The 22,217-nt window shown below is 69.8% G+C and carries 23 protein-coding genes and 3 pseudogenes; 14 read left to right on the top strand and 12 right to left on the bottom strand.

Features of this window, described 5'->3' with window-relative positions; genetic code table 11:
* The first annotated feature begins 606 nt into the window (after positions 1-606).
* Complete coding sequence (locus OG306_RS21055) at positions 607-1,272, top strand: DUF461 domain-containing protein (RefSeq protein WP_266905929.1); 666 nt, start codon at positions 607-609, stop codon at positions 1,270-1,272.
* Between the two features lie 99 nt (positions 1,273-1,371).
* Here OG306_RS21055 and OG306_RS21050 read toward each other — a convergent pair whose 3' ends face one another.
* Together OG306_RS21050 and OG306_RS21045 are read right to left on the bottom strand one after the other, a co-directional pair.
* Positions 1,372-2,052 carry a response regulator transcription factor gene (locus OG306_RS21050; protein WP_030977814.1) on the bottom strand — a complete coding sequence of 227 codons (681 nt, stop codon included), beginning with the start codon at positions 2,050-2,052 and terminating at the stop codon, positions 1,372-1,374.
* Positions 2,049-3,323 (bottom strand): sensor histidine kinase, encoded by a 1,275-nt coding sequence (locus tag OG306_RS21045; protein WP_327349504.1) that lies wholly within the window; start codon positions 3,321-3,323, stop codon positions 2,049-2,051. The genes OG306_RS21050 and OG306_RS21045 overlap by 4 nt, the downstream gene beginning before the upstream one ends.
* 198 nt (positions 3,324-3,521) lie before the next feature.
* Here OG306_RS21045 and phoU point away from each other — a divergent pair, with 198 nt between their 5' ends.
* Both phoU and OG306_RS21035 read left to right on the top strand, forming a co-directional pair.
* Positions 3,522-4,202, top strand: coding sequence for a phosphate signaling complex protein PhoU (gene phoU, locus OG306_RS21040; RefSeq protein WP_266747621.1), 681 nt, complete (start codon positions 3,522-3,524; stop codon positions 4,200-4,202).
* Between the two features lie 279 nt (positions 4,203-4,481).
* Positions 4,482-4,631 carry a hypothetical protein gene (locus OG306_RS21035; RefSeq protein ID WP_266747620.1) on the top strand — a complete coding sequence of 50 codons (150 nt, stop codon included), beginning with the start codon at positions 4,482-4,484 and terminating at the stop codon, positions 4,629-4,631.
* A 229-nt stretch (positions 4,632-4,860) separates the two neighbouring features.
* Here OG306_RS21035 and OG306_RS21030 read toward each other — a convergent pair whose 3' ends face one another.
* Positions 4,861-6,189, bottom strand: a complete 1,329-nt coding sequence (locus OG306_RS21030; protein WP_371665556.1) for an MDR family MFS transporter — start codon at positions 6,187-6,189, stop codon at positions 4,861-4,863.
* Between the two features lie 248 nt (positions 6,190-6,437).
* On the opposite strand from OG306_RS21030, the gene OG306_RS21025 reads away from it, so the two are divergent.
* Positions 6,438-7,199, top strand: coding sequence for a phosphoglyceromutase (locus OG306_RS21025; RefSeq protein ID WP_266747618.1), 762 nt, complete (start codon positions 6,438-6,440; stop codon positions 7,197-7,199).
* Positions 7,200-7,277: 78 nt separating this feature from the next.
* Here the strand turns inward: OG306_RS21025 and OG306_RS21020 are convergent.
* A pseudogene (locus OG306_RS21020) lies at positions 7,278-7,648 on the bottom strand (site-specific integrase); the annotation flags it as partial.
* A 426-nt stretch (positions 7,649-8,074) separates the two neighbouring features.
* Between OG306_RS21020 and OG306_RS21015 the strand changes: the two are divergent.
* A complete protein-coding gene (locus OG306_RS21015; protein ID WP_266747617.1) occupies positions 8,075-8,710 on the top strand; it encodes a DUF4360 domain-containing protein in 636 nt (211 codons plus the stop codon).
* Positions 8,711-9,002: 292 nt separating this feature from the next.
* On the opposite strand, the pseudogene OG306_RS21010 reads toward OG306_RS21015, so the two are convergent.
* Positions 9,003-9,367: pseudogene (locus OG306_RS21010) on the bottom strand (tyrosine-type recombinase/integrase); the annotation flags it as partial.
* Positions 9,368-10,128: 761 nt separating this feature from the next.
* Here OG306_RS21010 and OG306_RS21005 point away from each other — a divergent pair.
* From OG306_RS21005 to OG306_RS20985, 5 genes are all read left to right on the top strand, one after another.
* Complete coding sequence (locus OG306_RS21005) at positions 10,129-10,698, top strand: DinB family protein (protein ID WP_266747616.1); 570 nt, start codon at positions 10,129-10,131, stop codon at positions 10,696-10,698.
* A gap of 70 nt (positions 10,699-10,768) precedes the next feature.
* A complete protein-coding gene (locus OG306_RS21000; protein ID WP_371665555.1) occupies positions 10,769-11,272 on the top strand; it encodes a GIY-YIG nuclease family protein in 504 nt (167 codons plus the stop codon).
* A 590-nt stretch (positions 11,273-11,862) separates the two neighbouring features.
* A complete protein-coding gene (locus tag OG306_RS20995) occupies positions 11,863-12,186 on the top strand; it encodes a rhodanese-like domain-containing protein (RefSeq protein WP_266747615.1) in 324 nt (107 codons plus the stop codon).
* 95 nt (positions 12,187-12,281) lie between these two features.
* Entirely contained in the window at positions 12,282-13,670 is a 1,389-nt protein-coding gene (locus OG306_RS20990) for an MBL fold metallo-hydrolase (protein WP_266747614.1), read from the top strand.
* A gap of 123 nt (positions 13,671-13,793) precedes the next feature.
* The gene (locus OG306_RS20985; RefSeq protein WP_266747613.1) at positions 13,794-14,378 is read left to right on the top strand and encodes a rhodanese-like domain-containing protein; all 585 of its coding nucleotides are present in this window, start codon (positions 13,794-13,796) and stop codon (positions 14,376-14,378) included.
* Positions 14,379-14,625: 247 nt separating this feature from the next.
* Here the strand turns inward: OG306_RS20985 and OG306_RS20980 are convergent, their stop codons facing one another.
* Entirely contained in the window at positions 14,626-15,168 is a 543-nt protein-coding gene (locus OG306_RS20980) for a GNAT family N-acetyltransferase (protein ID WP_266747612.1), read from the bottom strand.
* 91 nt (positions 15,169-15,259) lie between these two features.
* Entirely contained in the window at positions 15,260-15,517 is a 258-nt protein-coding gene (locus tag OG306_RS20975; RefSeq protein WP_266747611.1) for a hypothetical protein, read from the bottom strand.
* Between the two features lie 236 nt (positions 15,518-15,753).
* Between OG306_RS20975 and OG306_RS20970 the strand changes: the two genes are divergently transcribed.
* Both OG306_RS20970 and OG306_RS20965 read left to right on the top strand, forming a co-directional pair.
* Complete coding sequence (locus tag OG306_RS20970; protein WP_266747610.1) at positions 15,754-16,002, top strand: hypothetical protein; 249 nt, start codon at positions 15,754-15,756, stop codon at positions 16,000-16,002.
* The gene (locus OG306_RS20965) at positions 15,999-16,241 is read left to right on the top strand and encodes a hypothetical protein (RefSeq protein ID WP_266747609.1); all 243 of its coding nucleotides are present in this window, start codon (positions 15,999-16,001) and stop codon (positions 16,239-16,241) included. The genes OG306_RS20970 and OG306_RS20965 overlap by 4 nt, the downstream gene beginning before the upstream one ends.
* A gap of 48 nt (positions 16,242-16,289) precedes the next feature.
* Here OG306_RS20965 and OG306_RS20960 read toward each other — a convergent pair whose 3' ends face one another.
* Positions 16,290-16,610 carry an SCO0607 family lipoprotein gene (locus OG306_RS20960; protein WP_371665554.1) on the bottom strand — a complete coding sequence of 107 codons (321 nt, stop codon included), beginning with the start codon at positions 16,608-16,610 and terminating at the stop codon, positions 16,290-16,292.
* Positions 16,611-16,705: 95 nt separating this feature from the next.
* Positions 16,706-17,500, bottom strand: coding sequence for a hypothetical protein (locus OG306_RS20955; RefSeq protein WP_327258947.1), 795 nt, complete (start codon positions 17,498-17,500; stop codon positions 16,706-16,708).
* Positions 17,501-17,685: 185 nt separating this feature from the next.
* Between OG306_RS20955 and OG306_RS20950 the strand changes: the two genes are divergently transcribed.
* Positions 17,686-18,795, top strand: a complete 1,110-nt coding sequence (locus OG306_RS20950) for a phosphotransferase family protein (protein ID WP_371665553.1) — start codon at positions 17,686-17,688, stop codon at positions 18,793-18,795.
* On the opposite strand, the pseudogene OG306_RS20945 reads toward OG306_RS20950, so the two are convergent.
* The 3 genes and pseudogenes from OG306_RS20945 to mshA form a co-directional block, all read right to left on the bottom strand.
* Positions 18,779-19,144: pseudogene (locus tag OG306_RS20945) on the bottom strand (hypothetical protein); the annotation flags it as partial. The gene OG306_RS20950 and the pseudogene OG306_RS20945 overlap by 17 nt on opposite strands.
* Positions 19,145-19,216: 72 nt before the next feature.
* On the bottom strand, positions 19,217-19,759 hold the full coding sequence (locus OG306_RS20940; RefSeq protein ID WP_266747606.1) for a YbjN domain-containing protein: 543 nt from the start codon (positions 19,757-19,759) through the stop codon (positions 19,217-19,219).
* Complete coding sequence (gene mshA, locus OG306_RS20935) at positions 19,752-21,104, bottom strand: D-inositol-3-phosphate glycosyltransferase (protein WP_266747605.1); 1,353 nt, start codon at positions 21,102-21,104, stop codon at positions 19,752-19,754. Before mshA ends, OG306_RS20940 begins: the two co-directional genes overlap by 8 nt.
* 197 nt (positions 21,105-21,301) lie before the next feature.
* Between mshA and OG306_RS20930 the strand changes: the two genes are divergently transcribed.
* On the top strand, positions 21,302-22,093 hold the full coding sequence (locus OG306_RS20930; RefSeq protein WP_266747604.1) for a class I SAM-dependent methyltransferase: 792 nt from the start codon (positions 21,302-21,304) through the stop codon (positions 22,091-22,093).
* Positions 22,094-22,217: the final 124 nt, after the last annotated feature.

The following is a 22,217-nucleotide window of genomic DNA, read 5'->3' as shown; positions in this document are numbered from 1 at the left end:
GCGTTTTCGCAGGTCAGGGCATATCTCAGGGCTTGACAACAGCAACACGTACGTGCTGCGGAAGGCTCACGGGGGACGGTATTCGCAGGTCGGAGCGGCTGTACGGGCGAGGCGAAACACGCACGTCACACACACCGGAACCCGGCCCCGAAGTGGTTGAACGTCCCGTTTTGCCTGGTTCAGGATGATGAACTTTACGTACTCCGTTCGGAGATCGATCACCCGCTCGGACGCACGTGTGGTTGATCAATGGATATTGATCAGCACTCCGATGCGATCGGTTAATGCGAACGGAATGCGCCACGCTCCATGACGCGCTCCATGACGCGCTCCATGAATTGATCACCCGCGATATGCGAACGGCACGTGTCGATGGTTTCGGATGGTTCGGCGGTGCCCCGTTCCGGGAACCCCGGCCCCGGGGCGGGTCCCGAACGGCACCGGCCCCGGGGAGTGCCGGAACACGAAGGAGCGCGTAGGGGCGGGTCGGGTGCGGGGCGGGAGAGACGGCTCGGTAGCCTAAGGCCGCTGACAGACCCTTAGGGCGGCTTTACGCCGCTCGCCCCTCCCGTCCGCAGTCCGAACGATCAAGGAGTTGCCGCCGCCGTGAGCCGCAGCCTTCGACACGGCGCTCTCGCCGCCACAGCCATCGTGTTCTCGATCGCCTCGCTCGCCGCGTGCGGTGCGGGCAATGACGCAGCGACGCTCAAGGTCAGGCCGGACAGTGCTGCCGCCAGGTCCGGTGACATCAGCATCCAGAACGCGAACGTGATCACCCAGCCCGAGCGCAACGCCGAGGGCCCTGCCGTCGTCTCCGCGACGCTCTTCAACAACGGCACCAAGCAGCAGACCCTGGACGCCATCACCCTGCCGGGTACGAGCGCCGCGGTGCAGCTGCACGCCGCCGGGGGCGCGGGGCCCGTCGTGGTCCCGGCCGGCGGCAAGGTGGTCCTCGGCGGCAAGGGCAACGCGTCCGCCGTGATCGAGAAGGGCCGCGAGGCCGCGCAGGCGGGCAATGTGCAGGCCGTCGTCTTCAAGTTCAGCTCGACGGGGGAGATCCCGCTCGGCGCGCTCGTCGTTCCGGCGACCAGCTACTTCACGGGCTTCGGCCCGAGTTCGTTGCCGGTGGCGCCGTCGCCCGCAACGCCTTCCGGTTCCGCCTCCGCGACGCCGGGGACGCCGGGCGAGCCCGGGGCCGAGTCCGGTTCCGGCTCCACGGACGAGGCGGTCACCCCGACCGACGCCGCGTCCGCCTCGGCGCAGACCGGCTGACGGGCCGACCTACGCGGGTACGCGCGTACCCAGGCACGTGAACGGCGGAGGGCGCCCTCCCTTTCGGGGGGCGCCCTCCGCCGTCGTGTACGGGCCGGCCTACGGCTCGAACTTGTACCCCAGGCCCCGCACCGTCACCAGGAAGCGCGGCGCGCCCGGGTCGGGCTCGATCTTGGCGCGCAGGCGCTTGACGTGGACGTCGAGGGTCTTGGTGTCGCCCACGTAGTCCGCGCCCCAGACCCGGTCGATCAGCTGCATGCGGGTCAGGACCCGGCCCGCGTTGCGCAGCAGCATCTCCAGCAGGTCGAACTCCTTGAGCGGGAGGTCGACCTTGCCGCCGGAGACCGTGACGACGTGGCGGTCCACGTCCATCCGGACCGGGCCCGCCTCCAGGGCGGCCGGCGTGACCTCCTCCGGCTCACCGCGGCGGCGCAGCACCGCGCGGATGCGGGCGACGAGCTCCCGCGAGGAGAACGGCTTGGTGACGTAGTCGTCGGCTCCTATTTCCAGGCCGACGACCTTGTCGATCTCGCTGTCCTTGGCCGTGACCATGATCACGGGGACGTTGGAACGGCTGCGCAGCTGACGGCAGACCTCCGTACCGGGCAGGCCCGGCAGCATCAGGTCGAGCAGCACGAGATCGGCGCCGTTGCGCTCGAACTCGTCGAGGCCGTCCGGGCCCGTCGCCGCGATGGCGACTTCGAAGCCCTCCTTGCGGAGCATGTACGACAGGGCGTCGCTGAAGGATTCCTCATCCTCGACGACAAGCACTCGGGTCACGGAAGGACCTCCGGGGCAGGAAATGGTTCGGGGGTGTCGGGGTGAGCGGGTCCGTAGGGGCCCTCGTCGCCGTTGACGATGAGTGGTCCGCCCGGGCTGCGGTCGCGTTCCCGTACGGAGCCCGCTTCGGGCAGCCGCAGGGTGAAGGTGGAGCCCTGGCCCTCCGAGCTCCAGACCGTGACCTCCCCGCCGTGCGAGGCGGCCACGTGCTTGACGATGGCGAGGCCGAGGCCGGTGCCACCGGTGGCCCGTGAGCGGGCCGGGTCGACGCGGTAGAAGCGTTCGAAGACCCGCTCGCGGTCCTTCTCCGAGATGCCGATGCCCTGGTCGGTCACGGCTATCTCGATCTGGTCCCCGCCGGGTACGGACAGCCGCCTGGCGGCGATGCCCACTCGGGTACGGGCGGGGCTGTAGTTGACGGCGTTCTCGACGAGATTGCCGAGCGCCGCGGCGAGCTGGCCGCGGTTGCCCCAGATACGGAGCTCCGCGGTGCCGCCCGACGCCATGGTGATCTGTTTCGAGCCGGCCTGCTGGCGGCAGCGGTCGATGGCCTCGGCCACCAGCTCGTCCACCCGGACCGGCTCGGCGTCCTCCAGCGGGTCGTCGTTCTGCACCCGGGAGAGGTCGATGATCTCCTGTACGAGGTTGGTCAGCCTGGTCGCCTCGATCTGCATCCGCCCCGCGAACCGCTCCACCGCCTCCGGGTCGTCGGAGGCGTCCATCACGGCCTCGGAGAGCAGCGAGAGCGCGCCGACCGGGGTCTTGAGCTCATGGCTGACGTTGGCGACGAAGTCCCGCCGTACCGCTTCGATACGGCGGGCCTCGGTGAGGTCCTCGACCAGCAGAAGCACCAGCCGGGAGCCCAGCGGGGCTACCCGGGCGGAGACCGCGAGGGCCTCGCCGCGCCCCGTACCGCGCCGGGGAAGGTCCAGTTCGACCTGGCGTATCTCACCGTCACGACGGGTGTCGCGGGCCATGGTCAGCATCGCCTCGACGGCGAGCCTCCCGCCCCTGACCAGTCCCAGCGCATAGGCGGCGGAGCTGGCCTTGACCACGCTGTCGCTCTCGTCGAGCACGACCGCGGAGGAGCTGAGCACGGACAGGACCGTGTCCACCCCCGGAGGAAGGGGGGCGTTGCTGTCGGGCCGCAAGGACGTGCGCGTCGGCTTCTTCTGGTCGCGCTCGCTCCAGCGGAACGCCAGCATGGCGATCACGCCGGTACACGCACCGCCGATCGCCGCAGCTGCGGCGACTGCCGCGTTCACGTCCATACGTCAAGGTTATGCGGGTCCGGGAGGACTCTCCCAGCCATCCGAGCGCCTATCCGAACACTCGTCGCCCAGAGTTCACCGAGGGGCAAGGGTTGGTTCACTTGGTCGGCCGGAACCCGACGCGTACGCCGCCCAAGGTGGCAGCGTGGGGTTCATACCTGGCCCCGGCCTTAGACAGAGGACTGGAGAGGGACTTCCATGCGTGACGCCTACCACGAGGAACTCGACTCGATCGGCGAGGGACTGGTCGAGATGGCCCGGCTCGTCGGGTCGGCGATCGGCCGGGCGACGACGTCCATGCTCGACGCCGATCTCAAGCTCGCGGAGAGCGTGATCGCCGCGGACCAGAAGGTCGACGACCTCCAGCACGACCTGGAGGCGCGGGCCATCGCCCTGCTCGCGCGCCAGCAGCCCGTGGCGACGGATCTGCGGATCGTGGTCACGTCGCTGCGGATGAGCGCCGACCTGGAGCGCTCCGGGGACCTCGCCCAGCATGTCGCCAAGCTGGCCCGGCTGCGGTTCCCGGAATCGGCGGTGCCGCACGACCTGCACGCCACCATTCTGGAGATGGGGCAGCTGGCGCAGCGTCTGATGGCCAAGGCCGCCGAGGTGATCATCACCAAGGACGTCGATCTGGCGCTTCAGCTGGAGCAGGACGACGACGAGATGGACCTGCTGCACCGCACGCTGTTCCAGCACCTGATGGACGACCGCTGGAAGCACGGCATCGAGACGGCCGTCGACGTGACGCTGCTCGGCCGCTACTACGAGCGCTTCGCCGACCACGCGGTGTCGGTCGCCAAGCGGGTCGTCTACCTGGTGACGGGTGAGCACGCCGACGAGATCCAGCAGCAGCAGGCGGCGGTGGAGGGCGCGTAGCGGGGCTGCTGTCGGGGCGGGTGCGAGTGTCGTGGCGGATGGGGGGGCTGTCGGGGCGTGTGGGGAACATGAGGCCGCCAGACCGTGGGGCCGTGACGCAGGGTTGCCGGGCGTACGCGGTCGCATTCGGTCGCACATGTGTCTCTGCGCGTGTGCGCCGTTGATGCGCCCGCCCGGGTGGGCGTGCAATGGGGTGGGGCGGCACGTCTTGTCCGTACGCCCCGGTCGTGCGCGCGTCGCTGTGGCGTACGGCCCTGTCGTACGTCCAGAGGAGGAACCATGACCGATTCCCCCACGACCGACCCCCAGCAGGAGGCACCCGCCGACGTGGTGCACCTGACCGTGCTCGGCGCCTGCGGCTGCGGCTCGGGCTGCGGATGCGGCTGCCAGTCCGGGGCCCCGTGCCAGTGCGGTGGCTGCTGCGGCTGACCGGCCGTCACGGAAGCCGAAGGGCGCCCCGCGCGGAGCAGGCTGCTCGCTGCTCCGCGCGGGGCTCGCCGGCCGCGACAGCCGGCGCGGCGAGCACGGCCCCGTAACCGCGAGCAGGCGGGCGGGACGGGCCGGGACGGCCGGGCGGTTGTCGCGCTGCCGCCCCGGCCCGTCCCGTCCCATCCCAGTCCGTTTCGCTCAGCCTCGCCCCGGCCCGCCTCGTTCGGTCTCAGCCCGCCGGCTCGACGGAAGGCTCGGCACCGGCCCCGGCGGCGGGGACACCGCTCCCCTCGCCCCCGCCGCTCTCCGCCACCCGGCTGCCGCCCCCGGAGGCCGCCCCGTCCTCCCCCGGCAGATTCCGCATCAGCAGCCAGTACCCGAGCGCGGCCCCGGTCCCCAGGACGGCGCAGGTGCCCCACAGCCACTCCGCGCCGAAGCGGTCGATCACCACACCCGACATCAGTGGTGCGATCAACGCCGCCGCGGACCAGGACATCGTGTACATGCCTTGATAGCGGCCGCGGCCCTGGGCCGGCGAGAGCCGGACCACGAGCCCGGTCTGGATCGGCGAGTTGACGATCTCGGCGACCGTCCAGACGCAGATGGTCAGCGCGTACACGGCGACGGACCCGGCGAACACGGTCAGCCCGAACCCGTACCCCGCGAGCAGCGACGACACGACGAGCAGCCGGCGCGGATCGCGGTGCTGGATGAAGCGGGTGACCGGGATCTGGAGCACCACGATCAGCACCCCGTTGACGGCGACGGCGGTACCGAAGTCGGAGCTGGAGAACCCGTCCGCCCCCATGGCCACCGGCAGCCCCACGTACCCCTGCTGGAAGATCAGCGCGATCACGAAGGACAGCCCGACGACGCTCATGAACCGTCCGTCACGCAGCACCGTGGAGAGCCGGACCTCGTCCGCGCCGCCGACCGCGCGGCCGGGCACCGCCGCCGCCTTCTCGGGCCGCGACTCGGGCACCTTCATGAAGACGACGAAGGCGCAGGCCAGCGTCATCGCGGCCTCGCCCAGGAACCCGGCGAGATAGCTGTACTCGGCGACGAACCCGGCCCCGGCCGAGGAGACGGCGAAGCCGAGGTTGATCGCCCAGTAGTTGAGCGAGAACGCCCGCACCCGGTCCTCGGGCCGGACGATGTCCGCCATCATGGCCTGCACGGCGGGCCGCGAGGCGTTGCTGGCCATGCCGACGACGAAGGCGACGCCCGCGATCGCCACCGGGTGGACCATGAACCCGAGGACGGCCACGGACACGGCGGTCGAGGTCTGCGCGATGAGCATGGTCGGCCGCCGGCCGAGCCGGTCGGTCATCACCCCCGCCCCGAGCGAGGAGACGACCCCGCCGAGCCCGTGCAGCGCCGCGACCAGACCGGCGTACGAGGCGGAGTAGCCCCGGTCCAGGGTCAGGTAGAGCGCCATGAACGTCGCGACGAACGCCCCGAGGCGGTTGACCAGCGTGCTGGTCCACAGCCACCAGAACTCCCTGGGGAGACCGGACACGGATTCACGTGCGGCCCGTCTGAAACCGGCGACAGACATACGGAATCCCCCAGGGAAGTACAGAACGGACACCATCGGTAAGAGGTCCGACAGTCACCCGAACATTACGAACCCCGGATTCCGGTCCGCTACTCAATTGACGCCGCCCGTCAATCGTCACGCCCCCGAGCCCGTCACACCCCCCTCGTCCGCCCCGCGTCCCCCATCCATCCCCGCCTGCTCCCCGCGCCTGTCCGCTCCGTGACCGGCCGCGCAGCGCCCGTACGGCGTCGATTACGCTCGGAGCCATGGCCGACGCACCGTACAAGCTGATCCTCCTCCGCCACGGCGAGAGCGAATGGAACGCGAAAAACCTGTTCACCGGCTGGGTGGACGTCAACCTCACCGAGAAGGGCGAGAAGGAAGCAGTCCGCGGCGGTGAGCTGCTCAAGGACGCCGGCCTGCTCCCCGACGTCCTGCACACCTCCCTCCAGAAGCGCGCCATCCGCACCGCGCAGCTCGCGCTGGAATCCGCGGACCGCCACTGGATCCCCGTCCACCGCTCCTGGCGGCTGAACGAGCGCCACTACGGCGCCCTGCAGGGCAAGGACAAGGCGCAGACGCTCGCCGAGTTCGGCGAGGAGCAGTTCATGCTCTGGCGCCGCTCGTACGACACCCCGCCGCCCGCCCTGGAGGACGGCACCGAGTTCTCCCAGAGCGACGACCCGCGCTACGCGACGATCCCGCCGGAGCTGCGCCCGCGCACCGAGTGCCTCAAGGACGTCGTCGTCCGCATGCTGCCGTACTGGTACGACGGCATCGTCCCGGACCTCCTGGCCGGCCGCACGGTCCTGGTCGCCGCCCACGGCAACAGCCTCCGCGCCCTGGTCAAGCACCTCGACGGCATCTCCGACGCCGACATCGCGGGCCTGAACATCCCGACCGGCATCCCGCTCGCCTACGAGCTGGACGCCGACTTCCGCCCGGTCAAGCCGGGCGGCACGTACCTCGACCCGGACGCGGCGAAGGCCGCCATCGAGGCCGTGAAGAACCAGGGCAAGAAGAAGTAGGTGGCGTGATCATGCCCCCGACCTGCGCTTATGGTGCGGATCGGGGGCATTTTCACGGCCCGGGCCCACTGTGGGCCCTCAGTCCCCCGAGCCTTGCGGCCGGAGCGCCTGGCCGAGAGCCTTCCGGGCGCGGTCCCGGCTACTGGGCATGAGCCCTTCAGGGTCAGGCCAGGGTCGGAGTGCCCGAGGTACTCGCTCACGGCCTTGATGCTCTCGCGTCCGTCCAGGAGGACGGACGCGTAGAAGTGCCGCAGGGCGTGCATGCCGTGCTCGCGGGCGGCGGCGTGCTCGCGGCTCTCGGCCTTCGGGATGACGCCGACCTTCGCGAGGGCGGGCTTCCAGTGGTCCTCGTTCAGCGACGTACGCCAGACGTGCCCGCCGTTGGGCCCACTGAAGATCAGGCGTTTGGTCACGGGCTGGCCGTTCGCCCGCATCCAAGGCAACGTGACCCCCAGCGAAATATCCGAATGCTCAACAACGAGCAATAAGGAGGAAGCAGTCCCGGCTCGATCCCTACAAGTCGCTGATCGACGGCATGCTGCGGGCTGACCTGGATGCTCCTCCCGAACAGCGGCGCACTACCCAGCGCATCCATGACCGCTTGGTGGAGAGCCACCGGCTTGTCACCCTCGGCGCGCCCCCTGGGTGATGTAGCGGTAGAGCAGATTGAGTCTGCCGGTGTATCCGAGCTCGCGCGCCGCTCTGTCCCGTGCGTGGGTGAACGAGGTCTCCACCCTGAAGGCCGTTTGAGTGACTGGAGCGTCACCTTCTGCACGCGGACACGCAACGTGTGGTGCGATGCCCACGTGAAATCCGGGGGTCGGGCTCGGAAAGCGACGGCCGCCCTGGATCCGTGGACGATTGAAGGGAAGCCCATGGTGCTCCGTGCGCTGGCCGCGACTGGTGTCGCCACATCATTGTTCGGCTCGGCCTTCGGCGGCAACCCGTCCCCGCCGCCGGACCGGATCGTCATCGACACCGTGGCGGTCAACGGTTCCGGCTGCCCGGCGGGGACGGCCGCCGTGACCGTGTCCCCTGACAACACCACCTTCACCGTCACCTACAGTAACTACCTCGCCCAGGTGGGGCCCGGGTCGGCGCCGACCGACCGGAAGAAGAACTGTCAGCTCAACCTGCGCGTGCACGTCCCCGGTGGCCACACCTACGCGATCGTGTCCGCCGGCTACCACGGCTTCGCGTCACTGGCGCCGGGTGCGTCCGGGACCCAGCGGGCCAGCTACCACTTCCAGGGCAACGCCCACACCACCAACTCGACCCATCACTTCAAGGGCGGGTTCAACGGCAACTGGCAGACGACCGACACCGTGGACGTCGCCGCCCGGGTCTTCGCCCCCTGCGGGGAGGAGCGCAACCTCAACATCAACACTGAACTGCGGGTCGAGCGCGGCACTTCGAGCCCGAGCGCCACCAGCTTCATGGAGATGGACTCGACGGACGGCGGGATCAAAACCAAAACCGTGTACCACCTGGCCTGGAAGCAGTGTCAGTGATCTCCTGGGCTGCGATCGGCGGGTGCGTCCAGGCCAACGGCTCTCGTAATCGGTGGTAGCACTGTGTGGTGATCACTGGAGGAGGATGCGCTGGCGGAGCAGGGGTAACTCGGCTCGCCCGTGCATCTGCCGCTTGCGGCACGCGAGCCGCCGAGTGACATCAAAAGTCATTAACGTTGATCAAGCCGACACCTCCTTGAGTGACTCCCGAAGTCACCGCCAAACGACTCCCGAAGAAACAGGCACAGTCACCCTCCCGTTTCTGATCAGGAGCGTAAGTGCCTGAGCCGTCTCAGGCACCGGGCGTTGCGCTGCCAAAGACGGCGGCCACGGCCTTGCGGGTGCGCTCCTGGCTGGACGGCATGAGGTGCGCGTACACGCGAAGGGTCAGGCCAGGGTCTGAGTGGCCGAGGTACTCGGCGAGGGCCTTGATGTTCTCTCCGGCGTCCAGGAGCAGCGAGGCGTAGAAGTGGCGGAGCGCGTGCATACCGTTCTCGCGAGATTCGGCGTAAGACCCGCCAGGCTTCCGCTTGGGGATCACCCCGGCCGAGGCGAGGGCCCGCTTCCAGGCCTCCTCATTGAGCGACGTCCGCCAGACATGCCCCCGCGCGGCCCGGTGAAGATCAGCCGCTTGGTCACCGAAGGCCCGTCCGCGACCAAGGAAAGCCCAGCTCCCCAAGATCCCCGGCAAGAACTGGAAGAACGAGCCAATACGTGATCCAACGCCGAGTCCCTGCTGGAGCATTGTCCTACCGGGCAAAGGTGGGCAGCATACGCTTGCACTCAGGCATCACCCCGCGATGACAGAGGGCCATCATGGCAGTTGAACCACGGCACGATGTGCGTCGGCTGCGTGTGCGTCTGCGCAGCTACTTCCTCGCCGTGCCGATCTCCGCCGCCTGTGCGGTCATAGGTCACTGGTGGGTGCCTGAACCATGGTCAGCGAGCATAGAGACCGTGCTCTTCATACTTGCGGCATCCGTGCTCTACGGCGAGATCCGCGCCTATCGACTCCGTCGTATCCACCGTATGCCCGATTGAGCGGGAATCGGGGCAGCAACAGTGAGTGTCTGACTGCGTGACAACGCCGCCGAACAGCGGCGGACATGCACGCGCACCGGTGGACCGTCGCCGCAGGTGAGAAGCACACCAACCCAAGTTCAAGCGCCCGCCCAAGTTGCTTCGGGACGAAGAGGTCGTGGGTTCAAATCCGGCCGCCCCGACAGGTGAAACACCAGGTCAGGCCCCCCTCCTTTCAGGAGGCCGGGCCTGATGCGTCCTTGGAAGGCGTCTGGGGAGCGAGCAGGGAATGAATCATGGAAATCTCACCTCTCCAGTCAATTAGGTCAGAATCTGGCCTCTACGGCCCCTAGCGTCCTCCTTGCCCGGCGGAACACAAACCACGGAAGGCAGCGACCATGAGCGAGACCGTGACTGTCAACGAACTGGCCACCCACGACCCGGCCCATGAGCCGACCGCCACCGTCGAGCGCGCCGACTTGCTGGAGGCGCTGGCCAACCATCGACGTTTCCTGCGATTCACCACCCGCGACCTCACCGACGAGCAGGCCGGGCGCCGGACCACTGCCAGCCAGCTGTGCCTGGGCGGCCTGATCAAACATGTCACTGCGGTCGAGCGGACCTGGGTGCAGTTCATCCTGGACGGCCCGTCGGCGATGCCCGACTTCACCACCATGACCGAGGCCGACTGGGCCCGGCGGGCCGACGAGTTCCGGATGCTGCCCAGCGAGACGCTGACCGGCGTGCTCGCCGACTACGCCGAGGTAGCCCGTCAAACCGACGAACTGGTCGTCACCCTGCCCGACCTGGACGCCACACAACCACTACCGAAGGCCCCGTGGTCCGAGTCGGGCGCGCGATGGTCGGCCCGCCGGGTGCTGATGCACATCATCGCCGAGACCGCCCAGCACGCCGGCCACGCCGACATCATCCGCGAGTCCCTGGACGGGGCCAAGACTATGGGTTAGCCAGCGGCGCGGCAGGGCGTATCGCCACCACACGGTCGGGGGCGATAAGCCCTGTGACCCCGCAAACGCCTTGCCCCATGATCCGACCCCTGTTCCGGCGACGGCAGGGGTATACGGGTGGCACTTCAAGCAGTCACCCCATCCGGACCTGGACGCCGGGCGTCTGCTCTACGTCGGAATAGCCCCGCGGTACATGGCGAACCGGACCAGTGCCCAGAACCTGCGCAAGCGGGTGCGCTATCACTACCGAGGCAACGCGGCCGGCTCGACGCTGCGGCTCACTCTGGGGTGCCTGCTCGGACTTGAACTGCGCCGCGTGGGCAGCGGTAAGCGGATGACCTCCGGCAAGGCAGGCGAAGCCGCCATGAGCTACGGGCCCAAGCACGCCGGCGAGCTCGCGAGTTGCCCATCAGCTCCTAGGCCGACGGGTAGCTGTCTGGGGCCGTCCGAGGTTGCTCAAGGGCACCCGATGACGACCGATAGCGACTACTCACCCGGAGTCGATCAGCGTCCCCACCTGCGAAAACCCTGGTCGGCGAGATCTCCCGCAAGACGCCAGGGCAGGAAGAAGTAGTTCGACCGCTTCCGGCCCCCTACCCGCGGTTTTCCCGCAGGCAGGGGGCTTGTTGCTTTTCTGGGGCCGATCCCGGGCCGTACTCGCGGCCCGGTCGTTCCGTGATCCAGCGCGCGGCGAGCAGACCGGACAGCGCGGTGCGGGCGGCGGCATGGACGGTCACCTGCAGACCGAGTGCGCCGGCGAGGGGTAGACGGTCGCCTGCAGACCGAGTGCGCCGGCGAGGGGTAGACGGTCGCCTGCAGACCGAGTGCGCCGGCGAGGGGTAGACGGTCGCCTGCAGGCCGAGTGCGCCGGCGAGGACGCCCGCGAGGAGAGCTCCGGCCGCGTAGCCGAGAACTGAGCCCAGTTCTCCCGGAGGCCCAGCCGCACTCCACCCGAGGAGGGCGGGGCGAGACCGCGCCCGTCCGCTGTTCCATCGCCCCGCCCTCCCTCTCAAGATCCGATCACTCGCAGGGTCAGTATACCCCCATGGGTATTTTTCGCGTGTGGCGGGAAATACCCATGGGGGTATTTGACTTCCTGTCGCGACCCCACCTACGGTCGAAGACACACATACCTAGGGGGGTATCTGGAAGCGAGGAATCTTCATGCGCGAGGTGGATCTGAACGTCTTCGCGGCGGAGCTCGCGAACGGCGCGTTCGTGATCGACGTCCGGGAGCCGGACGCGTACCGGGCCGGCCACGTGCCCGGCGTCCGCCTCGCACCGCTGTCCACGCTCGACGCCGTCGTGAGTGCTTTGCCCAGGGACCGGACCGTCTACGTGATCTGCGCGAGCGGCAACCGCAGCGGCCGGGCCGCCGAGCACCTCCAGGCACTCGGCGTGGACGCCGTCTCGGTCGCGGGCGGCACCGCCGCCTGGGCCCGGGCAGGTCGCCCCATCGACCGCGGCGCTGCGACCGAGGCCGTCTGAAGCCCGGACCCCGGGCCCATCAGGAAGGCGCCACCGCGCCTTCGACCAACTTTCCGCACCCGGCCGGGTGCGCGTCCCCCGACGGAGGGTTTGCCGTGTTCTTCACCCAGTACTACCTCGACTGCCTCTCCCAGGCGTCGTACATGATCGCCGACGAGACGACCGGCCGGGCCGTGGTCGTCGACCCGCGCAGAGACGTCTCGGAGTACCTGGCCGATGCCCAGGCGCGCGGCTTCACCGTCGTGGGCGTCATCAACACCCACTTCCACGCCGACTTCATCGCCGGCCACCTGGAGCTGGCCGACCACACCGGTGCCTGGATCGGCTACGGCCACCGTGCCGAGACCGAGTACCCCATCCGCAAGCTCACCGACGGCGAACGCGTCTCCCTCGGCGACGTCACCTTGCAGATCATGGAGACCCCCGGACACACCCCCGAGTCGATCAGCGTCCTGGTGTACGAGCACGCCGACGACACGGTTCCCTACGGAGTGCTGACCGGCGACGCGCTGTTCATCGGCGACGTCGGCCGCCCCGATCTGCTCGCCTCCGTGGGCGTGACCGCGGACGAACTCGGCGCGATGCTTCACGACAGCGTCCAGAACAAGCTGATGGCGCTGCCCGACGCGGTCCGGGTCTTCCCCGCCCACGGTGCCGGCTCCTCCTGCGGCAAGAACCTCTCCACCGAGAAGCAGTCCACCATCGGAGAACAGCGCGCCACCAACTACGCCTGCGCGCCGATGAGCCGCGAGGACTTCGTCGCACTCGTCACCGCCGGCCAGTCCGCCGCACCCGGGTACTTCGCCTTCGACGCGGAACTCAACCGCAAGGACCATGTCCTGTTCGACTCGGCGGCGGCGCCCCGCCCGCTGTCCCTGGCCGAGTTCACCGAGCTGCGGCGGGCGGGGGCGGTCGTGGTCGACGCCCGGGACCCGCAGGAGTTCGCCAACGGTCACCTGCGCGGGGCGGTCAACGTACCCGCCGAGGGCCGGTTCGCCGAACAGGCCGGCACCGTCCTCGACCCGGCCGACAAGCTGATCGTCATGGCTCCGGAGAACCGGGAGGAGGAAGTCGTCACCCGCCTCGCCCGCATCGGCTTCGACCGTGCAATGGGCTACCTCCGCAACCCCGAGGACGCCCTGAAGGAACTGGCTGAGGAGGCCGCTCCCGCGAGCCGCCTGACCGCTGCACAACTGCGCACCGCCCTGCGAGGAGAGAACCCCCCGCTCGTCGTCGACGTACGCACCTGCGGAGAGCGCGGCGCGAACGGCTTCATCGAAGGCGCCACGCACATCACCCTGAGCGAACTGCCCACCCGCCTGGACGAGATCCCCACCGACCGGCCCCTCGTCCTGCACTGCGCGGGCGGCCACCGCTCCTCGATCGCGGCCAGCCTGCTGCGCCACCGCGGCTTCGAGGACGTCTCCGACCTTCTCGGCGGCTACGCCGCCTGGGCCCTGTCGGCGGAACCCGCCGGCGTCTGACCGCCCTCCTCCCGCGACCTCCCGGCACGTCCCGGGCGGGGGTCATCCCCCGACCGGGACGGTCACCCAGCCGATTCCGACGAATACCCCCTGGGTATCCAACTCTCTTGAACGGAGCCTCCCATGACTGAGAAGTCCGCCCAGATCTCCTCGATCACCCCCGCCGTCCTGCACCGCCTCGTACAGGAGGAACGCGCACCGCGAATCCTCGACGTGCGCACGCCCGGCGAGTTCCGCACGGTCCACATCCCCGGCGCCTGCAACGTGCCTCTCGCCACCCTGCGCGAGCACCGGAACGAACTGCTGACCCACCTCGACGAGGACGTCATCCTGGTCTGCCGCTCCGGAACCCGTGCCGCCCAGGCCGAAAAGGCTCTGGCCGAGGCCGGCCTGCCGAACCTCCGTGTGCTGGAGGGCGGCATCAACGCCTGGGAGATGGCAGGCGCTCCCGCGAACCGCGGCGCCGATCGCTGGGACATGGAGCGCCAGGTCCGGCTCGTCGCCGGTTCGATCGTCCTTGCGACCGGAGTGGTGGGCCTCTTCGTTCCCGGCTCGCACCTCATCGGCACCGCGGTCGGCGCCGGCCTGACGTACGCGGCGCTGAGCAACTCCTGCGCCATGGGCGTCCTGCTGTCCAAGCTCCCCTACAACCGCGGACCGCGCACCGACATCCGCAGCGTGATCGCGGAACTGCGAGGCACGTCATGACCGCCCTGGTCATCGCGGCGCCCGTGTTCGTCGTCGGTGTGGCCCGCGTGGCGCGCTGATCCCGCACGCGCGCGCCCACGGGGTGCGCGCGTGATGTCGCGCAGAAAGCGCCGACGACGCCCCCCTGTCGGAAGAAGAGCTGGAGAAGCTTTTCCTCGATCTGGCCTGACCACCGCCAACATTGCGGGCACACCTACCGGACACGACGGCGCGAGCCGTCGATCACGCATCCCTGGTGTCGCACCGTCTAGTCGACCGGATCGTCGTCCCGCGGGAGAGGCGTTACGGTACCCGCCGTCCAGTCGCGGCGCAGGATCGCATAGCCGACGGTGTCGTGAACCGTTCCGTCGTGTGCCGGCCACGCGTCGCGGTAGTGCGCTTCCTTGACGTAGCCGCAGCGCAGGAAGACGCGCCGCATCGGGATGTTGTCCTGTCGGGTAGTGCCCTCGACGCGACGTACCTCCGGGAACTCCGTGAACAGGTATCGCGTCAGCCACGTCACGGCCTGCGCGCCGATGCCGTTGCCCCGGTACGCGGCCCGGATCCGGAGATCGAACATGGGCGTATCGTCGGTCAGCTCCATGAGCCGGACCAGACCGACGGGCGTCCCGTCCGCAACGATCCAGAAGCTGCGGTTCTCCTCGCCCGTAAAGCGACCCTCGGTGGCCCACTGACGCGCTGTCGCATCGTCCACCTCGCTGATCACGTGGAAGGGCCACCTCTCTCCGGTCAGAAAGCGGATGAGGGCATCAGCGTCGGAATCGCCCAGGCGCCGGAAGCCGATGTTCATGCAACCGCACCTTACGGGTATGACCGCTCGGCGACACCAGGCCGTGCGACCCCGCCGGTCACACCAGGTGCGACGCGACGGCCGCCGACAACTACGCCGACGTCAGGTAACGGTGAGCCGACCGGGGCGGCGCGAGCCGTCCCGGTAACGTCCCGGCGGCGGGCAGCGGGCAGCGGGCGGCAGGCGGACGACACGGTTGGCGGTGGTGCGTCGACGTCGCGATCGTTGCTTCCTGCTCGATGGCGAGCTGTGCGATCTCGGGAATGCCGTCGAATGAGTGGAGGCCGGGATGGCATTCCGCCGCCGTCACGGCCTCGACGGCGCTCACCACGTCGTCGAAATCGGCCACGAATCCCTCCGCGTCAGCGGCCAATGGGCGGACCGTCCGGCTCTCTCGCCGCCACCTGACGCTCCGTCGAGCAGCGGTATGTCCCATGATGATCCGGTCCCGGCGCAAACGTATCGCGTGGGCTCCGCCCTCACCTCCGGACCTGGCGCTAACGTGACCCAAGTACTGGCCCGCGCAAGGGCGGAGCCGACCGGGCGGACCGTGCGGAGAGAGCAAGGAGAGCGGGGAGACCAACCATGGGCGAGCCCCTGAAAACCTTCGTCGGCGGTGCCGAAGTCGACGTGCCCAACAGCATCCCGGACATCCGGGCGACCCTTCCCGCGGAGAGGCGCGAGGAGTTCGACCGCGCCATCAACGACGCCGGCGTGAGCGAGATCCAGGCGGTCATGCGGCACTGGATGCTGGAGGCCGTGCCCGATCCGGAGGCCGAGAAGATCCTGGACCGGCTGGCGCAGGACGAGGCCGAGAGGCGGACCGTCGCTTGAGCTTCCGCATCTCCTACGCCCCGCCCGCCGACGACACCCTGGCCAAGATGCGCGAAGGCGAGACCTTCCGCGACGAGATGGCACGCACCCTGGGCCTCGCCCCGTACGGACACGGGTCGTCGGCCGTCAAGAGCGAACGCGACCGGCGCGAGGCGACGGTCGCCGGGGCGATCGTGCTCTATTACGTCTCCCGGTCGGTCCTGACCGTCACCGTGGTGAGACTCGTTCCGCTGCCCTGAACAAACCGGTGCCGGGCGCAGGCCCCGGCGCCCACGCGCGGGGCCTGCTCACTCCCCGGAGCCCGATGGAACGTCGATGATCCTGCCGTTCTCGTCCACGGAGTGGGTCTCCCAGTACGTGTCCCACTTGTCGCCCACGTGCTCGGGAACCTTGCCCTTCGGATACCTGACGTATCCCTTAGGCGGATCCTCGCCATTGGGCACGCACGCCGATCCGGTGCTCCCGACCGTCATGACCGGGTATTCGCCGCCGCCGCAGATCGCGTCCTGGAGCGAGCAGCCCGCGGTCAGTACCGCCGCGGTCACGGAGACCAGGGCGATGCCGACCGCGACCCGGCCCGCGCGGCCGCGTCGCTCACTTCCGTGCACATCTGCCTCCCTCGGGGCGGCTGGCGGACCAGTCTGTCCGGAGAACGAGACATCGATCATGAGTACGCATACTCACTTATGTCCGTACAGGAACCCTACGCCAGCTTCGCGGCCTGAGCCTGGACCACCGCGGTCGGCAGTTCGAAGTCCCCGCCCCCGCCCATCGCGGCCAGGTTCATCGAGGAGAACGAGGCGAACGTGGCACCCTGGCGCAGGCCCACCAGCTTCAACTTACCCTTTTCCCCGCCCTGTTCCAGCTGCACCGTCCAGGCGACCGCTTCCTCGCCGCCCTTGATCTGCTCCTCGGTGATCTTGCTGACCTTCTGCTTCTCACCGGCCGCCGTGAAGTCGAACCCGCCCGCGCATTCGGTGGCCGCGGTACGCAGAGAGGCGACCGACTCCTCCGCACCCTTGCCGTCGTACGAGCCGAGGGCCAGCTGCGTCGTCGTGATGTCGAAGGCCGCCTTGAACGCCTCTTCGGCGTCCGCGCCGTCCTTGTCCATGCTGCCCTTCTTGGGCTCACTGACGACGGTCCGCTTGGTGAACGCGCCGGGCGCGCCGACCTCCGCGCCCATCAGTGCGTGCGCGAGGGGGGCGCAGACCTCCTTCGCGACCTTGATGTCGTCGACGGGGACCACATCCTTGGCCGCGGCCGCGGAAATCTTGTGCCCCTTGACGTCACCCTGGGCGAGCGTGACCTTCTCCAACTCGGCGGTGGTCAGCGCCTTGGCCGCCGGCTTCGCGGCTGCGGACTCCTTGCCCTTGGCATCCGCACTCTTGCCGCCGGAACCGGAATCGGAGTCCGAGCCACCGCCGCAACCGGCGGCGAGCAGGGCCAGGGACGCCGCGGCGGCGGCAACGGCGGTACGGCGTATGGCGGTGGATCGCATGGGTCCGGTCCGTCTCTCTGAGCTGGGGTATTCAGGTTTTGCCCACTCTATGAGCGGGAGTTGGTTTGCTGATCAACAAAGGAGGGCACGGCATGCGATCGTGACGGCGCCGTGATCATCCCGTGAAGGCGCAGCCCATCACCGCAAGCCCTAAAGATTTCTGACACAGAGGGGCATTTCGAACCATGCAGATGAATGAGACAACTTCGCGCGTTCTCCGGGCTGTTGGCGTGACGGAGGAACGGATCGCCACATGCACTCCCCTTGCAGGAGGCACGTTCAACGCCGTGACCCGGGTCGCTCTCACCGACGGCAGCGACTGGGTGGTGAAGATACCGCCGCCCGCCGTCGCCGGAACCCTCATGAGCTATGAGCGCAACCTGCTGGTCAACGAGATCGAGTTCTACGGCCGCGCGGGTGCGTCGACAGCAGTGATCCCCCACGTCCTGCACAGCGAACTCGCCCCACGATTCACGCAGTTCCCGGAGTCATCCGCGCCCCCCGCGTCCCCTGCATCCCCCGCGTCTCCCGCATCCCCCGCATCCCCCGCATCCCCCGCGTCCCCCGCGTCCCCGACCGGTCCGTACGTGATCATGTCGGCGTGCCCGGGCCGGCCCTGGAACGAGATCGCCCCCGGCGCCATGTCCGACGCGGAGGAGCGCCGGCTCAGGAACGAGCTGGGACGGATCGTCGCCCGCCTGCACACCGTCACGGGCCCCGCCGGATTCGGTTACCCGGGGCAGGCGTTGGGGCCGCTGTCGCCGACCTGGCGGCAGGCCTTCACCGCGATGACCGACGCCGTCCTCACCGACGCCGACGCCTACCGCGCCCGGCTGCCACGCTCGACGGCCGGTATCCGTGCGCTGTTCGCCGCCGCGTCCCCCGTACTCGACGACGTCACCCGGCCTGCCCTGGTCCACTTCGACCTGTGGCAGGGCAACCTGCTCGTCGACGGGGAGCCCGGCGCGCGCACCATCGGCGGGATCATCGACGGTGAGCGGATGTTCTGGGGCGATCCGGTCGCCGACTTCGTATCGCTTGCGCTGTTCGCGGACATGGAGGACGACGCGGACTTCCTCGCCGGGTACGCGCAGGGCGCCGGACGCCCGGTCGTGTTCGACGCGTCCGTGCGGCTGCGGCTCGCGCTGTACCGCTGCTACCTCTACCTGATCATGCTGGTGGAGACCGTCCCGCGCCGCGTTCCGCGGGAGCACCTGGACTGGGCCTGGACGGAGGTCGCCCCGCAGCTCGTATCGGCGCTGGAGGACGTGGAGTCGCTGCGGGCAACGGGCTGACCCCGCCGGCCCGGCCGTTGGCGACCCGGATGTTCCAGTGGGTGAAGCGGGCGCCGAAGAGCGGCCCCGCGCTCGCGTCGCCGCCGTGACGCCCGTTGTTGTTCACCGTGATGTCCGTACGGACGTCGGTGAACGGCATGCCCCGGTGGGAGTCGAACGTCCCCATCTCCATCACGCCGCGCGACCACACGTTGTGGCTGGACAGGCCCTCGACGTTGATGCCGTGCAGCTGCGTCCCGGCGGGCGCCGGTACGGTGCGCTGCTCGATCGTGAAGTCCTCGATCGGGTTGTCGTGCGAGCCCTCGCGGCAGTAGTACGGGTGGTGCGAGCCGCGAACCGCGCCCCGCGACCCGGCGGAGACCGGTGGGCCGGGACGTTTGGCGAAGGCCGGCGGGCCGGGACGCCGAACCGCTGCCGACGGTCAGCCGGCCGGGCGCTGGGTCAAATGCGTGAACGCGTCGAGGTTCCGCGTGGATTCACCGCGCGACACCCGCCACTCGTACTCCTTGCGGATCGCGCTCGCGAAACCCAGCTCCAGCAGGGTGTTGAACGAGCCGTCGGCCGCTTCCAGGACCGTGCCGAGCAACCGGTCCAGCTCCTGCGGGGTGACGACGGAGAGCGGCAGCTTGCCGACGAGATAGATGTCGCCGAGCGGATCGATCGCGTAACTCACGCCGAAGAGGCGGAGGTTGCGCTCCAGCAGCCAGCGGTGCACCGCCGCGTCGTTCTCGTCCGGATGGCGGACGACGAAGGCGTTGAGGGAGAGCGAGTGCCTGCCGACGCGCAGCGAACAGGTGGTGGACAGCTTGCGCGTGCCGGGCAGTGTGACGACGTAGCCACCGGGTTCGGGGCTCTCCCAGGCGAGCCCGGCGTCCTCCAGGGTCGCCTCGATGACCTGCGCGACCTGCGCGGCCTGCGTCGTCGCCGCCACGGCCGTTGCCGCTTCGTCGGGTACGTCAGCCATGGTGCGAGCGTACGCGACGGCGGCGTTCGTGCATCGCGGCCGTGTACACGTCGGCGGTCGCGGACGCGGCGGTGTCCCAGCCGAAGCCCTGGGCGTGCGCGGCGGCGGCCGCGCCCATCCGGGCGACCAGCTCCGGCGCTTCGGCGAACCGGCCCAGCGCCTGGGCGTACGCCTGCGGGTCGTGCCCCGATATCAGGAAACCGCTGACCCCGTCCCGCACCGCCACCGGGAGCCCGCCGACGGCCGCCGCGACGACCGGGGTGCCCGCCGCTTGGGCCTCTATCGCGACCAGGCCGAAGGACTCGCTGTACGAGGGCATTACCAGCACGGACGCGGCCCGGAACCAGTCGGCGAGCTGGTCCTGCCCGACCGGCGGGTGGAACCGTACGACGTCCGCGATGCCGAGCCGGGCGGCCAGCTTCTGCAGCCCCTCCGGCTTGGCGAGCCCGCTGCCGCTGGGGCCGCCCACGACCGGTACGACCATGCGGGTACGCAACGAGGGATCGCGGTCCAGCAGGGCGGCGACGGCCCGCAGCAGCACGTCCGGGGCCTTCAGCGGCTGGATGCGCCCGGCGAAGAGCGGGATCAGGGCGTCCCGCGGCAGTCCGAGGCGCGCACGCGCCGCCGCCCGTCCGTCGGCCGGGCGGAAGCGGTCCAGGTTGACCCCGGGATGGACGACGGCGACGGCCCCGGGATCGGCCTCGTAGAAGCGGACGAGCTCGTCCGCCTCCCCGGCGGTGTTCGCGATCAGCCGGTCGGCCGCGCTGACGATCTGGGTCTCGCCGATGACGCGGGCGGCCGGCTCGGGGGTGTCGCCCGCGGCGAGCGACGCGTTCTTGACCTTGGCCATGGTGTGCATGGCGTGGACGAGCGGGACGCCCCAGCGCTGGGCAGCGAGCCAGCCGACATGACCGGAGAGCCAGTAGTGGGAGTGGACCAGGTCGTAGTAGCCGGGGCGCTGACCGGCCCACGCCTGCATCACGCCGTGCGTGAAGGCGCAGAGCTGGGCGGGCAGCTCCTCCTTGGCCAGACCCTCGTACGGTCCCGCGTCGACGTGCCGGACCAGGACACCGGGCGCCAGCTCGACCACCGGGGGCAGCCCCCCGGTGGTGGACCGGGTGAAGATCTCGACCTCGATGTTGATCGCGGCGAGGCGCCTGGCCAGCTCCACGATGTAGACGTTCATGCCGCCCGCGTCACCCGTGCCCGGCTGGTGCAGCGGCGAGGTGTGCACCGAGAGCATCGCGACACGGCGGGGTTTGCGGTGGCCGCCGGGGAAAGCGGTGGGGAACCTGAGGCGCGGTGCGACACGGCTGCTGCCGAGCCGGGAGACGTACTGACTCACGTCGTCCGGTCCTCCTCACTCAGGGCATGACAGCGCGGGGACTCAAGCCCCTCGCGCAGGGGCTGCAACAGTGGAATGCCTTCTTTCATTTCCGCTTTACCAAATCATTACGGTGCGGGAGCCGCGCGCCGGGACCGGGAAGCGGGGCCGGGCCCCGCGCCACCTGCCGGCCCCGCGGAATCGTTACGCTCGCTGTCATGCGCCCCATCGGCACCGCGACCCGCGGGACCACCAACCCGAACCGGCTCCGCCGCATGGACCGCTGGATCGCCGCCACCCACGGCCCGGCCCTGCGCCGCGCCGACGCCCCCGTCGCCGTCGACCTCGGGTACGGTGCCGCGCCCTGGACCGCCGTCGAGCTGCTCCAGCGCCTGCGCACCGCCGAGCCGCGCACGACGGTGACCGGCATCGAGATCGACCCGGAGCGCGTCGCGGCGGCGAAACCGTACGAACGCGAGGGCCTCACCTTCCTGCACGGCGGCTTCGAGATCCCGCTCCCCACCCGCCCCGACCTCATCAGGGCGGCGAACGTGCTGCGCCAGTACGACGAGGACGAGGTCGCCGCGGTCTGGCAACGACTGTGCGGCCGCCTCGCACCGGGCGGGCTGCTGGTGGAGGGGACGTGCGACGAGATCGGGCGCCGGCACGTCTGGGTGGCGCTCGGCCCGGAGGGTCCGCGCACGGTGACGTTCGCGACCCGGCTCGGCTCCCTGGAACGCCCTTCCGACCTCGCGGAACGCCTGCCCAAGGCGCTGATCCACCGCAATGTGCCGGGCGAACCGGTCCACGCCTTCCTGCGGGACTTCGACCGGGCCTGGGCCGCGGCCGCCCCGTACGCCTCGCTGGGTGCTCGGCAGCGCTGGATCACCGCGGTGCGGTCGCTGTCGGCCGACTGGCCGCTGGCGGACGGGGTGCGGCGCTGGCGCCAGGGCGAAGTCACGGTGAAATGGGACGCCGTCCGGCCCGGCCGACAGCCCAGCACGCGCTGAACAGGCCCGGCGAACGCGCGTACGGGGAAGCGGGCGGGAACACGGGCGGGGCATCGTTCGTCCAGATGAAGGGAAGCGACAGCGATCACGGGGCCGCCGGGACGGCGGAAGCGCCCATGTGCCT

It is taken from the genome of Streptomyces sp. NBC_01241, from assembly GCF_041435435.1.
Taxonomy (GTDB): Bacteria; Actinomycetota; Actinomycetes; order Streptomycetales; family Streptomycetaceae; genus Streptomyces.
This window is presented reverse-complemented; position numbering and strand designations above follow the sequence as displayed.

Bases quoted from the DNA above. Each gene is read 5' to 3' on its own strand.
- OG306_RS21045 (WP_327349504.1), bottom strand. From the start codon at position 3,323: ATGGACGTGAACGCGGCAGTCGCCGCAGCTGCGGCGATCGGCGGTGCG.
- phoU (WP_266747621.1), top strand. From the start codon at position 3,522: ATGCGTGACGCCTACCACGAGGAACTCGACTCGATCGGCGAGGGACTG.
- OG306_RS21035 (WP_266747620.1), top strand. From the start codon at position 4,482: ATGACCGATTCCCCCACGACCGACCCCCAGCAGGAGGCACCCGCCGAC.
- OG306_RS21030 (WP_371665556.1), bottom strand. From the start codon at position 6,189: ATGTCTGTCGCCGGTTTCAGACGGGCCGCACGTGAATCCGTGTCCGGT.
- OG306_RS21025 (WP_266747618.1), top strand. From the start codon at position 6,438: ATGGCCGACGCACCGTACAAGCTGATCCTCCTCCGCCACGGCGAGAGC.
- OG306_RS21015 (WP_266747617.1), top strand. From the start codon at position 8,075: ATGGTGCTCCGTGCGCTGGCCGCGACTGGTGTCGCCACATCATTGTTC.
- OG306_RS21005 (WP_266747616.1), top strand. From the start codon at position 10,129: ATGAGCGAGACCGTGACTGTCAACGAACTGGCCACCCACGACCCGGCC.
- OG306_RS20995 (WP_266747615.1), top strand. From the start codon at position 11,863: ATGCGCGAGGTGGATCTGAACGTCTTCGCGGCGGAGCTCGCGAACGGC.
- OG306_RS20985 (WP_266747613.1), top strand. From the start codon at position 13,794: ATGACTGAGAAGTCCGCCCAGATCTCCTCGATCACCCCCGCCGTCCTG.
- OG306_RS20980 (WP_266747612.1), bottom strand. From the start codon at position 15,168: ATGAACATCGGCTTCCGGCGCCTGGGCGATTCCGACGCTGATGCCCTC.
- OG306_RS20970 (WP_266747610.1), top strand. From the start codon at position 15,754: ATGGGCGAGCCCCTGAAAACCTTCGTCGGCGGTGCCGAAGTCGACGTG.
- OG306_RS20955 (WP_327258947.1), bottom strand. From the start codon at position 17,500: ATGCGATCCACCGCCATACGCCGTACCGCCGTTGCCGCCGCCGCGGCG.
- OG306_RS20950 (WP_371665553.1), top strand. From the start codon at position 17,686: ATGCAGATGAATGAGACAACTTCGCGCGTTCTCCGGGCTGTTGGCGTG.
- OG306_RS20940 (WP_266747606.1), bottom strand. From the start codon at position 19,759: ATGGCTGACGTACCCGACGAAGCGGCAACGGCCGTGGCGGCGACGACG.
- OG306_RS20930 (WP_266747604.1), top strand. From the start codon at position 21,302: ATGCGCCCCATCGGCACCGCGACCCGCGGGACCACCAACCCGAACCGG.